This is a genomic window from Bradyrhizobium sp. MI1.10 (genome assembly GCF_055811035.1).
Window position 1 is genome coordinate 185,744 of the sequence record NZ_JBVVPN010000012.1, and the last position, 12,850, is coordinate 198,593.

Consider the following 12,850-nt stretch of genomic DNA (forward strand, 5'->3'; position numbering starts at 1 on the left):
AATATTTACCCCGTTCACTTGACCCCGGCTATTGGCCCCCCCCCCAACCAAACCCAGCGTGCCACGCCGCAACCAGTCGGGATGGCGGCGGGGCGCGCGCAATGACGAGATTAATCAACCCCAGCCCGCGCTGATGCCGCCGTCCACCGTGTAGATCACGCCGGACGTGTAGCCTGCGCGATCCGACGCCAGGAACGCCATGAGGTCGCCGATCTCGCGCGCATGCGCAGGCCTGCCGAGTGGCAGGCTCTTCTGGAATTCCTTGTAGCGGCTCTCGTCGCCGAACTGGTGCTTTGCCCGCGTCTTCAGCAGGGTGACGTGACGATCGGTGCCGACAGGGCCGGGATTGATGCCGACCACGCGGATGTTGTCGGCGAGGCTCTTGCCCCCGAGCGCGCGGGTGAAGGCCATCAGGGCGGCATTGCCGGCGCTGCCGCAAATGTAGTTGGCGTCGAATTTCTCGCCGGCGGCGCCGATGTCGTTGACGATCACGCCGCCGCCCTTCGCCTTCATCTGCGCATAGATCATGCGCGTGAGGTTGATGTAGCCGAACACTTTCAATTCCCAGGCGTGCCGCCAGGTCGCCTCGTCGATCTTGTCGATGGAGCCGCCGGGAATGTCGCCGGCATTGTTGACGAGCACGTCGATGTCGGCGGCTTCCTTGGCGAGCCGCGTCAAATCCTCGCTCTTGCGCAAATCGACGATGCTCGTGGCGGCATCGATCTGGTGCGCCGAGCGCAAGCGCTCGGCCAGAGCCTTGAGCTGATCGCCGTTGCGGGCGGCGAGGAGGAGATGGCAGCCTTCCTCGGCAAAGGCCTCGGCGGCAGCTGCGCCGATGCCCTTGGACGCGCCCGTGATCAGGACGCGCTTGCCACGCAGATGCAGATCCATGGGAGTCACTCGCAGGAGAGGAACGGGAATAAAATCAGTAGGCGGTCGGCCGCGCCATGGTCAACATTGCAGTGCAGCGTTGCACTGCCGCCGCGTTTGGTCCATTGCAGTGCGGTCAAAAAGGCGGCGGCTGCCGGAGCAATCAAGGACGTTCTCGATGAGCAAGAAACAATACCGGATCGCGGTCATTCCTGGCGACGGCATCGGCAAGGAAGTGATGCCGGAGGGTCTGCGCGTTCTGGAGACCGCGGCGAAGAGGCACGGGGTGTCCCTTCATTTCGATCATTTCGACTTCTCGTCCTGGGACTATTACGAGAAGCACGGCCAGATGATGCCGGACGATTGGAAGGATAAGATCGGCAAGCACGACGCCATCTATTTCGGCGCGGTCGGCTGGCCGGCCAAGATTCCGGATCACGTCTCGCTGTGGGGCTCGTTGATCAAGTTCCGCCGCGAGTTCGATCAGTATGTGAATCTGCGCCCGGTACGGCTGATGCCGGGCGTTCCGTCCCCGCTGGCCAACCGCAAGCCCGGCGACATCGATTTCTGGGTGGTGCGCGAGAACACCGAAGGCGAATATTCTTCCGTCGGCGGCCGCATGTTCCCGGACACCGACCGCGAGTTTGTGACGCAGCAGACGGTGATGACCCGCATCGGCGTCGATCGCATCCTGAAGTTCGCGTTCGAGCTCGCGCAGTCGCGGCCGAAGAAGCACCTGACGTCGGCGACCAAGTCGAACGGCATCTCCATCACCATGCCCTATTGGGACGAGCGCGTGGAGGCGATGGCGAAGAAGTTTCCGGGCGTGAAGTGGGACAAGTACCACATCGATATTTTGACGGCGAACTTCGTGCTCCACCCGGATTGGTTCGACGTCGTGGTCGGCTCCAATTTGTTTGGCGACATCCTGTCCGATCTCGGCCCGGCCTGCACCGGCACCATCGGCATCGCGCCGTCAGGCAACATCAACCCCGAGGGCAATTTCCCGTCCGTGTTCGAGCCGGTGCACGGCTCGGCGCCCGACATCGCGGGGCAGGGCATCGCCAATCCGATCGGCGCAATCTGGTCCGGCGCGATGATGCTCGAGCATCTCGGCGAGAAGCAAGCCGGCAAGTCGATCGTCGATGCGATCGAGCGCACGCTGGCGGAGCGCACGCTCCGCACCAAGGATCTCGGCGGCAACGCCGACACCACGGCTTGCGGCAAGGCGGTCGCGGACATGGTGGATTAGAGCGCTCCTGTCCCTCCCCCTTGTGGGGGAGGGTGGCTTCGATGCGAAGCATCGAAGACGGGTGAGGGGTTGTCTCCGCGGAGACAGACCTCTCAATTGTGCATTTCTCTTCGTGGAGAGAGACCCCTCATCCGGCGCTTCGCGCCACCTTCTCCCACAAGGGGAGAAGGGAAGAGCCGCGTGCTCTGTCTCACTACCCCGCGATCTTCTCGATCGCCGCCTGATCCAGCCCAAACGTTTTCCCGGCCAGCAAAATATCCCGCCAGGTGGTCGGATCGACCGGGATGCCTTCCGCGAGCCGCTTCTTCTTCGTCTCGCGCTCGGGCTCGCCGGCGATCTTCACCTTGTCGACGCCGGGGGCCGGCGGTGAGCCCGCGTGCCACGCGACGAAGCTCTCGACTTCGCGCGCGAGATTCTCGGCGGTGCCGAGCTTGGTCGGATCGATGATGATCGAGAGCATGCCGTTGAGGACGTTGTACTTGCCATCGGACGGACCCTTGACCACCTGCCCGCCGGAGAGCGCGCCGCCGAGGATTTCGCACACCAGCGCGAGTCCCGAACCCTTGTGCTCGCCGAACGGCAGGATGGCGCCGTACGGCGGGATCACGGTGTAGCGCGGGTTGGTGGTCGGCTTGCCCTCGTTATCGATGATGGTGCCGGGCTCGAGCTCGACGCCCTTGTTGTGGGCGACGCGGGTCTTGCCCTGCGCGATCCTGCTGGTGGCGAAGTCGAGCACGATGGGGTCCTTGCCCGCGCGCGGGATGCCGACGCAGAACGGGTTGGTGCCGTGGCGCCCATCGCTGCCGCCCCAGGGCGCAACGATCGGGCGCGAGATCACGTTGACGAAGTGGATCGAGACCAGCCCATGGTCGATGCACTGCTCGGCCCAGTGGCCGATGCGGCCGATGTGATGTGAGTTCGAGAGGCCGACGAGGCACACGCCATTGCGCTTGGCGCGCTCGGCTGCCAGCTCCATCGCTTCGTGGCCGATCACCTGGCCGTAGCCGGTGAGGCCGTCGAGGGTGAGAAGCGGACCGGTGTCGAGCACGATCTTGACGTGCTGGTTCACGGCGAGGCCGCCCGTGGTGACGCTCTGGACATAGCGCGGGATCATGCCGACGCCGTGCGAGTCGTGTCCCTTGAGGTTGGCCTCGACCAGATTGGTGGACACGAGCTCGGCCTCGCGGTCCGTGGAGCCGCCGGCCTTGACGATGGCACTGATGGCTTCGATGAGCGGCTGTGCCTTGATGGTGCGATAGTCGGCCATTGTTGGTGCTCTTATCCCTTTCCAAGATTGCGGTGCGTAGGGCGGGTTAGGCGAAGCCGTAACCCACCTCTTCTGTCTTCGCGAACGTCGAGGGTGGTGGGTTACGCTTCGCTAACCCACCCTACGTTTTCACGATCCGGCGGCAGTGCTCCCACGCCGCATGAATGAGGTTCTCGCTCGCCTCCGGAGTCCGGAACGCCGAATGCGCCGACAACGTCACGTTCGGCAGTTTTGTCAGCGGATGATCGCCGGGCAATGGCTCGATGTTGAAGACGTCGAGGCCGGCATGGCGGATATGGCCCGACTTCAGCGCATCGATCATGGCGGCCTCGTCGACAATGGCGGCGCGGGCGGTATTGATGAGGATGACGCCCGGCTTCATTTTCGCGATCATCTCGCGGGTGATCATGCCGCGCGTCTCGTCGTTGAGCAGCAGATGCAGCGATATGACGTCTGCTCTCGCCAACACCGTGTCGAGATCGGTGAATTCCACGCCCGGATAGCTCTTCGGCGAGCGGTTCCAGGCGATCACCTTCATGCCGCTGCCCGAGGCAATGCGCGCGACCTCCGCGGCAATACCGCCGAAGCCGATCAGGCCGAGCGTCTTGCCCGTGAGCTGCATGCCGTCTTCGCGCAGCCAGTTTCCGCCGCGCATCTCGCGGTCCATCGTCGCGATGACGCGGGCCGAAGCCCACATCAGCGCGATCGCGCATTCCGCCACCGCCGTGTCGCCATAGCCCTTGATCAGGTGCACGGAGATGCCGAGCTCAGCGAGCTCCTCCGGGTTCATGTAGCTGCGCGCGCCGGTGCCGAGGAACACGACATGCTTCAGCCCCGCGCACTTCTTTGCGACATCGGTCGGCAGCGCGGTGTGGTCGACGATCGCGATCTCGGCGCCGTCGAGGATCTCAGGATATTGCTTGGGCTTGATGTCGGGATCCCTGTGGATCCGCACCTTGAGATCGCCCGGTTGCTCCAGCCGCTCCAAGATCACGGCGAGGGCTTCATTGGCGTCGACGAAAACTCCGCGCATGATTCTCTCCGGTCAGGATGCGACGCCGGCGATCGCCAGCACCGTGTGCATGAGGACGTTGGTGCCCGCGGCGCAATCGGGCTGCGTAGCGTCTTCCAGCTCGTTGTGGCTGATGCCGTCCTTGCAGGGCACGAACACCATTGCGGCGGGCATGATTGTGTTGAGATTGCAGGTGTCGTGGCCGGCGCCGGAGGTAATGCGGCGAGAGGAGTAGCCGAGCGTCTTCGCCGCGTTTTCCACCGCTGCAATGAGCTTCGGATCGAAATGCGTCGGCGGCTTGCGCCAGACCAGGTCGACCTTCACCTCGACCTTCCGGCGTGCGGCGATCTCGGCAATCGCGCTACGAAGATCGCGATCGAGCGCATCCATGATCGCGTCATCCGCGCTGCGGCAATCCATGGTGAAGGCGATCTCGCCGGGAATGACGTTGCGTGAAGGGTTTGCGATCACGGCCTCGCCGATGGTGCCGACTGCCTTCGGCCCGTGCTTCCTCGCAATGGCTTCCATCGCCAGCACGATCTCGGACAGCGTCGCCAGCGCATCGCGCCGCAGCGGCATCGGTGTCGATCCGGCATGACTCTCGAAGCCGGAAATCTTGCCGTCGTACCAGAGCACGCCCTGGCCGGAATCGACCACACCGATGGTCTTGCCTTCGGCCTCCAGGATCGGGCCCTGCTCGATGTGCAGCTCGACGAAGCAGCCGAGCTTCTGGAACCCGACCGGCTTGTCGCCGCGATAGCCGATGCCGTCGAGCGCCTGGCCGACGGTGGTGCCATCGGCGTCCTTGCGCGACAGGATGTCGTCGGTGGTGAAGTCGCCGACATAGGCGGCGGAGGCCATCATCGCGGGAGCGAAGCGTGAGCCCTCTTCGTTGGTCCAGTTGACGACGCAGATCGGCGCTTCGGTTTCGATTCCGGCATCGTTCAGCGTGCGGATCACTTCGAGCGCACCGAGCGTTCCCAGGATGCCGTCATACTTGCCGCCGGTGGGCTGCGTGTCGAGATGCGAGCCGATGCCGACGGGCAGCTTCGACATGTCGCGTCCCTTGCGCAGGCCGAACTGCGAGCCGAGCGCATCGGTGTGCACCTCTAAGCCGGCGTCCTCGCAGGCCTTGCGGAACCAGTCGCGCACCAGCTTGTCCTCCGCGCTCAGCGTCAGCCGCCGCACGCCGCCCTTGGCCGTCGCGCCGAACTGCGCGGTCTCGTGGATGGAGCCCCAGAGGCGGGCGGAATCGATTTGCAAATTGGTGGCGGCTCGGCTCATGCGGTCAGTCTCTCAATTGTCCGGCGCCTGTTTCAATGACGCGCCGGCGCGGGCGCGTCAACTGCGAGGCTGCTCTGCGCAATCTGACATGCAAGCTCTGCGACCCGCTCCACCGCCACGACGTCGGGCGAGGCGAGCCAGCTCGCGGTGAATGTCAGCGGCGCGATTTTGAGATCGGTGTCGAGCAGTTGCAGTCGCCCGTCTGCGAGCTCGCTCTCGACGATGGCGTCGGGGATCACGGCGATGCCGAGACCCTCGACCGCCATGTGGATGACGGTCGCAAGCGAGGCGGAGGCGTGCAGCCGGATCGGCGGCAGCTCCGGCCGGTCGAACACTTCGCGCACGACTTCGTAGGGCCGCGTCTTCCGCGGAAACGTGATGATCGGAAACCGCGCCAGCTCGGCCCGCGTGACCGGTCCATGGCCAAGGCCGAGCGAGGGGCTGGCGAGAAAGCCGATCGGATAGTCGGCGAGGACGCGATTGTGCACCCCGGAGGCAGAGAGCGGCCCCACCACGAAAGCCAGCTCGATCTCCTGCGCAAGCAGGCGCGCGGTCAGGTTCGGCGTGATGTCGACCTCGATCTCCAGCGACAGGTTCGGATAGACCTCGTTCATGCTCTTCACCAGCCGCGGCAGCCAGGTGTGCACGATGGTCTCGGCGACGCCGAGCCGCATCACGCCGCGCATCGCCGAGCGGTCGCCGATCTCGGCGATCATCGCGGCGCGCAGGCCGATCAGCTTCTCCGCATAGACCATCATCTGCCGGCCGCTCGGCGTCGGCGAGGCCACGCGGTGGTCGCGGTTCAACAGCTTCACCCCCATCTCGCGCTCGAGCTGGGCGATGCGCTGCGAGATCGCCGGCTGGGTCGTGTTGAGGCGTGCTGCGGCGCCGCGAAAGCTGCCGAGCTTCACAACCCAGAGAAACGTCTCGATCGATCTGAAGTCCAGCATTGGAAGGATTTTCCCGTCCGATAAATGAAATTTATCGATATTGATTAGAAAGGAAGATTAGACTTTATAGCACGCGTGGTGTTGGCTTGTCTTTGTCGAGTTTATAGGCAGGTCGATCTCATGACTGTTTTGGTGGCAGTGCAGCAAACTGAAACGCCCGACACCCTCCCGAGCCGCAAGGCGCGGCTCGCCTACCGCGAGGGGCTGGTCGCCTCCACCGCCGGCGTTGCTCCCGGCTTCGTCCAGGGCAATCTGGCGATCCTTCCGGCGGAATATGCCGGCGCCTTCCACCGCTTCTGCCAGCTCAATCCCAAGCCGTGCCCGATCATCGGCATGTCCGATGTCGGCAGTCCGCACATCCCGGCGCTCGGCGCCGATCTCGACATCCGCACCGACGTGCCGCGCTACCGTGTCTGGCGCGACGGCGAAGTCGTGGACGAGCCGACCGATGTGACAAAGCACTGGCGCGACGATCTCGTGACCTTCGTGCTCGGCTGCTCGTTTTCGTTCGAAGAGGCGCTGCTCGACGAGGGCATGCCGATCCGCCACATCGAGCACAATGTGCGCGTGCCGATGTATCGCACCAACATCGCCTGCGGCGAGTCCGGTCCCTTCGCCGGTCCCATGGTGGTGTCGATGCGTCCGTTCAAGCCGGCGGATGCGATCCGCGCGGTGCAGATCACCTCGCGCTATCCGGCCGTGCACGGCGCGCCCGTGCATCTCGGCCATCCGCATCTGATCGGCATCAAGGACATCGCCAAGCCCGATTACGGCGATCCGGTCCCGGTTGGAGACGACGAGATCCCGGTGTTTTGGGCGTGCGGCGTGACGCCGCAATCGGTCATCAATGCTGCCAGGCTGCCGTTCGCGATCACGCATTCGCCGGGCCTGATGCTGGTGACGGATCTCAAGAACAGGACCATGGCCGTGATTTAGTGGGCAGCGTTTGCTGCTTCTTCGAGCTTTACCGCATCCATCAATCGCTTCATTCGATCAGCCGAAATTCAGTAACAGGGGACTTTGCCATGACGATCACTCGCCGCGACGTATTGTTGGGAGCCACCGCTACGGCCGCGCTCGTGCCGCTGGCAGCGCGCGCACAGACTTCGGAAGTCGTGATCGGCGTGATCTATCCGTTCTCCGGCGGCAGCGCGCAGCAGGGCGTCGATGCGCAGAAGGCCTATGAGACCGCGCTCGAGGTCATCAACAAGGCCACGGATTTCGACCTGCCGCTGGCCAAGGGCGAGGGCCTGCCGGGCCTCGGCGGCGCAAAAGTGCGCCTCGTGTTCGCCGACCATCAGGCCGATCCGCAGAAGGGCCGTGCCGAAGCCGAGCGCCTGATCACGCAGGAGAAGGTCTGCGCCATCATCGGCACCTATCAGAGCGCGGTCGCCGTCACCGTCAGCCAGATCTGCGAGCGCTACCAGATCCCGTTCGTCTCGGCCGACAATTCCTCACCCAGCCTGCATCGCCGCGGCCTGAAATATTACTTCCGCGCCTCCCCGCACGACGAGATGTACTCGGCCGCGATGTTCGACTTCTTCGATGCCTTGAAGAAGAAGGGCACCAAGATCGAGACGCTGTCGCTGTTCCACGAAGACACTATCTTCGGCACCGATTCCGCCAATGCCCAGGCCAAGATCGCCGGCGAGCGCGGCTACAAGATCGTCGCGGACATCAAGTATCGCGCCAACTCGCCCTCGCTTTCGGCCGAGGTGCAGCAGCTCAAGAGCGCCAACGCCGACGTGCTGATGCCGTCGAGCTACACCACCGACGGCATCCTGCTGGTGAAGACCATGGCCGAGCTCGGTTACAAGCCGAATGCGATCGTGGCGCAGGACGCCGGCTTCTCCGAGAAGGCGCTCTATGACGCCGTCGGCGACAAGCTCGAAGGCGTGATCTCGCGCGGCACCTTCTCGCTCGATCTCGCGCAGAAGCGCCCGATGGTCGGCAAGATCAACGAGATGTTCAAGACGCGGTCGGGCAAGGATTTCAACGATCTCACCTCGCGTCAGTTCATGGGCCTGATCATCCTCGCCGACGCCATCAGCCGCGCCAAGTCGACGGACGGCGAGAAGATCCGCGACGCGCTCGCCGCCACCGACATCCCGGGCGAGCAGACCATCATGCCCTGGAAGCGCGTCAAGTTCGACGAGATGGGCCAGAACAACGACGCCGACCCGGTGCTGCTGCAATATGTCGGCGGCAAGTTCGTCACCATCTTCCCGCCGCAGGCCGCGATCGCCGAGGCGATCTGGCCGATGAAGTAAGACACGGCGGGCGGGAGCACAGATCGTAGCTCCCGCCCTCATCCTGAGGAGCGGGCGCAGCCCGCGTCTCGAAGGACGAGGGCTGGGCCATCCTTCGAGACGCGCGCGGTGCGCGCTCCTCAGGATGAGGACGTAGTTGGGGGGACAGACTTTTGACAGCCCAAACCATTATCCAAAGTCTCGCGAGCGGCCTCCTCATGGGCCTGCTCTACGGACTGATCGCCGTCGGCCTCGCGCTGATCTTCGGCCTGATGGACGTCGTGAACTTCGCCCATGGCGAGTTCTTGATGATCGCGATGTATGTGAGCTTCTTCCTGTTCACGTTTTTCGCCATCGACCCCTTGCTGTCGGCGCCGCTGGTGGCCGCTGCCCTGTTCGTATTCGGAGCGGTGGTCTATTTGTTGATCGTACGCTTCGCCATGCGGGCCAAGGCCAATGCGGGCATGGTGCAGATCTTCTCCACCTTCGGCCTCGCCATCGTGATGCGCGGCCTCGCGCAGTTCTTCTTCACGCCGGATTATCGCAGCGTTCCGCATTCCTGGCTCGGCGGCAAGACGATCTCGATCGCCGGCGTCTTCCTGCCGGAGCCGCAGCTCATGGGTGCGCTGGTTGCGATCCTGGCCTTCGCCGGGCTCTACTTCTTCATCCATCGCACCGATTTCGGGCGTGCGCTGGAGGCCACCCGTGAAGATCCCGGCGCGGTGGCCCTCGTCGGCATCGACAAGAACCGCGTGTTCGCGCTCGGCTGGGGGCTTGGTGCCGCGCTGGTCGGCCTCGCCGGAGCGATCATGGCAAGCTTCTTCTATATCTATCCTGACGTCGGCGCGTCCTTTGCGCTGATCGCCTACGTCACGGTCGCGCTCGGCGGCTTCGGCAGCGTGTTCGGCGCTTTCGCCGGCGGGATCATTGTCGGCCTCGTCGAGGCCACCACCGCGCTGGTGCTGCCGCCGTCGCTGAAATCGGTCGGCATCTACGCCGTCTACCTGCTGGTCGTCTTCATCCGGCCGCGCGGCCTGTTCGGATCGATGTGATGGACAAGGATTTTGCCGCGCGGCGCCGCCGCGACCTCATCATCGCCGCGGTGCTGACCGCCCTGGCGGCGCTCGCTCCCCTGTTTATCAAGGACGTCTACGTCCAGAACATCCTGATCCTGACTTTGATGTATGCGGCGCTGTCGCAGAGCTGGAATATTCTCTCCGGCTATTGCGGGCAGATCTCGCTGGGACACGCGCTCTATTTCGGCATCGGCGCCTACACCACCGAGCTGCTGTTCACCAAGTTCGGCGTGCTGCCATGGTTCGGCATGCTCGCCGGCGGCGCAGTCGCGGCCGCGATCGCGATGGGGCTCGGCTATCCCTTCTTCCGACTGCGCGGCCATTACTTCGTGATCGCGACCATCGTTATCGCCGAGATCGGGCTGCTGCTGTTCCAGAACTGGGAATGGGCGGGGGCCGCGATGGGAATCACCATTCCGGTGCGCGGCGACAGCTGGTTGAAATTCCAGTTCATGCGCAGCAAGCTGCCATACTTCTATTTCGCACTTGTGCTGTGCAGCCTCGCCTGGTTCGTCACCTGGTGGCTGGAGGACTCCAAATGGGGCTTCTGGTGGCGCGCGGTGAAGGACAATCCGGAAGCGGCCGAGAGCCTCGGCGTCGTCGTGTTCAACTCCAAGATGGGCGCGGCTGCCGTCTCCGCTTTCCTCGTTGCCATCGGCGGCGCCTTCTATGCGCAGTTTCTCGCCTATATCGATCCTGAAAGCGTCATGGGGTTCCAGTTCTCGCTGCTGATGGCGCTGCCGGCCGTGCTTGGCGGCATCGGCACCCTCTGGGGGCCCGTGTTAGGAGCGGCGATCCTGATCCCGATGACGGAGCTGACGCGCTCCTATATCGGCGGATCCGGCCGCGGCGTCGACCTCATCGTCTACGGCACGCTAATCGTGCTGATTTCGCTCGCCCTGCCGCAGGGTCTGGTGAGCCTGTTCTCTCGTGCGAAGCGGAAGGGAGCCACGCGATGACCCCACTGCTTGAAACCCGCGGCGTCTGGCAGCGGTTCGGCGGCCTCGTGGCCAACAGCGACGTCTCGATCTCGGTCGGTCGCGGCGAGATCGTCGGCCTGATCGGTCCGAACGGCGCCGGCAAGTCGACGCTGTTCAATCTCATCGCCGGCGTCTTGCCGCCGACGCAAGGCTCGATCTGGTTCGACGGCGAGGATGTCACCAGCATGCCGGCCGCCGAGCGCTGCCAGCGCGGCGTCGGGCGCACCTTCCAGGTCGTCAAGAGCTTCGAGACCATGACCGTCGTCGACAACGTCATCGTCGGCGCTCTCGTGCGCAACACCGTGATGCGCGAGGCACGCCGCAAGGCGCATGAGGTGCTCGAATTCACCGGCCTTGCCGCGCGCGCCAACGTGCTCGCGAGCGACCTCGTGCCGGCCGAAAAGCGCCGCCTCGAAGTCGCGCGCGCGCTTGCGACGGAACCGAAGCTGCTGCTGCTGGACGAAGTCCTCACCGGCCTGACGCCGACTGAGGCGCAGACCGGTGTGGCGCTGGTGCGCAAGGTGCGTGACGCCGGCATCACCGTGCTGATGGTCGAGCACGTCATGGAGATCGTGATGCCTTTGGTCGACCGCGCCATCGTGCTCGACCTCGGCAAGGTGCTGGTCGAGGGCAAGCCGACTGAAATCGTTCGCGATCCCAAGGTGATCAGCGCATATCTGGGAGATCGTCATGCTGTCGGTGCGTGAAGTCACGACCGCCTATCAGGGCCTGGTCGCGATCTCCGCGGTCTCGATCGAGGTCCAGAAGGGTGAGATCGTCTGCGTCGCCGGCGCCAACGGCGCGGGCAAGTCGACGCTGCTCAAATCCATCGCCGGTGCCGAGCGCCCGCGCTCGGGCACGGTGACGTTCGATGGCAAGCGCCTCGACGGCATGGCGCAGCACCAGATCACCGCCACCGGCATCGCCTACGTGCCGGAGAACCGCCGACTGTTTCCGCGCCTCTCCGTGCGAGACAATCTGCGCCTCGGCAGCTATCTCTACCGCGGCGAGGCCGACCGCGAGAGTCCGCTCGATCTCGTGTTCCAGCTGTTTCCGCGTCTCTCCGAGCGCCTGGAGCAGCGCGCCGAGACGCTCAGCGGCGGCGAGCAACAGATGCTCGCCATCGGCCGCGCGCTGATGACGCGCCCGCGGCTGTTGATGCTGGACGAGCCCTCGCAGGGCATCATGCCGAAGCTGGTCGACGAGATCTTCCAGGCCGTGAAACGCATCCGCGACGCCGGCATGACCGTCTTGATCGTCGAGCAGCGCATGGCGGAATGCCTGGAAATCGCAGACCGCGCTTACATCCTGCAAACCGGCCGCGTGCTGATGCAGGGCGCGGCAAGCGAGATCAAAGGCAATCCCGACGTGCGCAAGGCGTATCTGGGGCTGTAGCTACAGGCACACTGCCGTAGCCCGGATGAGCGAAGCGATATCCGGGGCAAGCGTTCCCGCATGTCGCTGCGCTCATACGGGCTACGATTGCGGGGGCTGTCGCGCCAACCGTCATTGCGAGCGCAGCGAAGCAATCCAGAATTGATCTTCCCCCAAAAAAGTGGACATGGATCAAGCCGATTTTAGCTCCATCTCGACCGGGCTGATATAGCCGATGGCCGAGTGTCTTCGGGTCTGATTGTAGAAGCCTTCGACGTAAGCGAAGATGTCGCGCTCGGCTTCATTGCGGGTCTCATATTGACGGTGATGGATCAGTTCGGTCTTGAGGGTGTGGAAGAAGCTTTCCATCGGGGCATTGTCGTAGCAGTCGGCTCTGCGGCTCATTGAAGGCCGGAAGCCGGCGGCTTGCAGTGCTTGGCGGTACTCGGTTGAAGCGTATTGTGTGCCGCGATCGGAATGATGGATCAGCCCGGGACCTGGTCTTTGCGCCTTGATCGCCATTCGTAATGCGGCGA

The 12,850-nt window shown here is 64.2% G+C and carries 14 protein-coding genes; 7 read left to right on the plus strand and 7 right to left on the minus strand.

Going from position 1 to position 12,850, the window contains the following annotated elements; all coding sequences use genetic code 11:
- Window positions 1–114 precede the first annotated feature (114 nt).
- Together AC0L3K_RS15185 and AC0L3K_RS15190 are read right to left on the minus strand one after the other, a co-directional pair.
- On the minus strand, window positions 115–891 hold the full coding sequence (locus AC0L3K_RS15185) for an SDR family oxidoreductase (protein ID WP_027568933.1): 777 nt from the start codon (window positions 889–891) through the stop codon (window positions 115–117).
- Between the two features lie 5 nt (window positions 892–896).
- The gene (locus tag AC0L3K_RS15190) at window positions 897–1,037 is read right to left on the minus strand and encodes a hypothetical protein (protein WP_198288235.1); all 141 of its coding nucleotides are present in this window, start codon (window positions 1,035–1,037) and stop codon (window positions 897–899) included.
- Window positions 1,038–1,048: 11 nt separating this feature from the next.
- Here AC0L3K_RS15190 and AC0L3K_RS15195 point away from each other — a divergent pair, with 11 nt between their 5' ends.
- A complete protein-coding gene (locus AC0L3K_RS15195) occupies window positions 1,049–2,122 on the plus strand; it encodes a tartrate dehydrogenase (RefSeq protein ID WP_219682664.1) in 1,074 nt (357 codons plus the stop codon).
- 193 nt (window positions 2,123–2,315) lie between these two features.
- Here AC0L3K_RS15195 and AC0L3K_RS15200 read toward each other — a convergent pair whose 3' ends face one another.
- The 4 genes from AC0L3K_RS15200 to AC0L3K_RS15215 all read right to left on the minus strand — a co-directional run bounded on the left by AC0L3K_RS15200 (window position 2,316) and on the right by AC0L3K_RS15215 (window position 6,635).
- Window positions 2,316–3,389, minus strand: coding sequence for a malate/lactate/ureidoglycolate dehydrogenase (locus AC0L3K_RS15200; protein ID WP_473366288.1), 1,074 nt, complete (start codon window positions 3,387–3,389; stop codon window positions 2,316–2,318).
- Window positions 3,390–3,510: 121 nt separating this feature from the next.
- Window positions 3,511–4,422: an NAD(P)-dependent oxidoreductase gene (locus AC0L3K_RS15205; protein WP_473366289.1), complete on the minus strand. Its 912-nt coding sequence runs from the start codon at window positions 4,420–4,422 to the stop codon at window positions 3,511–3,513.
- A 12-nt stretch (window positions 4,423–4,434) separates the two neighbouring features.
- A complete protein-coding gene (locus AC0L3K_RS15210; RefSeq protein ID WP_473366290.1) occupies window positions 4,435–5,685 on the minus strand; it encodes an allantoate amidohydrolase in 1,251 nt (416 codons plus the stop codon).
- 32 nt (window positions 5,686–5,717) lie between these two features.
- The gene (locus AC0L3K_RS15215; protein ID WP_007593745.1) at window positions 5,718–6,635 is read right to left on the minus strand and encodes a LysR family transcriptional regulator; all 918 of its coding nucleotides are present in this window, start codon (window positions 6,633–6,635) and stop codon (window positions 5,718–5,720) included.
- Between the two features lie 120 nt (window positions 6,636–6,755).
- Here AC0L3K_RS15215 and AC0L3K_RS15220 point away from each other — a divergent pair, with 120 nt between their 5' ends.
- The 6 genes from AC0L3K_RS15220 (at window position 6,756) to AC0L3K_RS15245 (ending at window position 12,335) form a co-directional block, all read left to right on the plus strand.
- Window positions 6,756–7,571 (plus strand): putative hydro-lyase, encoded by an 816-nt coding sequence (locus AC0L3K_RS15220; protein ID WP_354127693.1) that lies wholly within the window; start codon window positions 6,756–6,758, stop codon window positions 7,569–7,571.
- A gap of 89 nt (window positions 7,572–7,660) precedes the next feature.
- Entirely contained in the window at window positions 7,661–8,905 is a 1,245-nt protein-coding gene (locus AC0L3K_RS15225) for an ABC transporter substrate-binding protein (RefSeq protein ID WP_007593741.1), read from the plus strand.
- 152 nt (window positions 8,906–9,057) lie between these two features.
- Entirely contained in the window at window positions 9,058–9,936 is an 879-nt protein-coding gene (locus tag AC0L3K_RS15230; RefSeq protein ID WP_007593739.1) for a branched-chain amino acid ABC transporter permease, read from the plus strand.
- Window positions 9,936–10,919, plus strand: coding sequence for a branched-chain amino acid ABC transporter permease (locus AC0L3K_RS15235; RefSeq protein WP_007593738.1), 984 nt, complete (start codon window positions 9,936–9,938; stop codon window positions 10,917–10,919). Before AC0L3K_RS15230 ends, AC0L3K_RS15235 begins: the two co-directional genes overlap by 1 nt.
- Complete coding sequence (locus AC0L3K_RS15240) at window positions 10,916–11,647, plus strand: ABC transporter ATP-binding protein (RefSeq protein WP_473366291.1); 732 nt, start codon at window positions 10,916–10,918, stop codon at window positions 11,645–11,647. The genes AC0L3K_RS15235 and AC0L3K_RS15240 overlap by 4 nt, the downstream gene beginning before the upstream one ends.
- Window positions 11,631–12,335, plus strand: a complete 705-nt coding sequence (locus AC0L3K_RS15245; protein WP_473366292.1) for an ABC transporter ATP-binding protein — start codon at window positions 11,631–11,633, stop codon at window positions 12,333–12,335. Before AC0L3K_RS15240 ends, AC0L3K_RS15245 begins: the two co-directional genes overlap by 17 nt.
- 171 nt (window positions 12,336–12,506) lie before the next feature.
- Here AC0L3K_RS15245 and AC0L3K_RS15250 read toward each other — a convergent pair.
- The coding region (locus AC0L3K_RS15250) for an IS3 family transposase (protein WP_473253592.1) at window positions 12,507–12,850 on the minus strand (344 nt) is incomplete at its 5' end.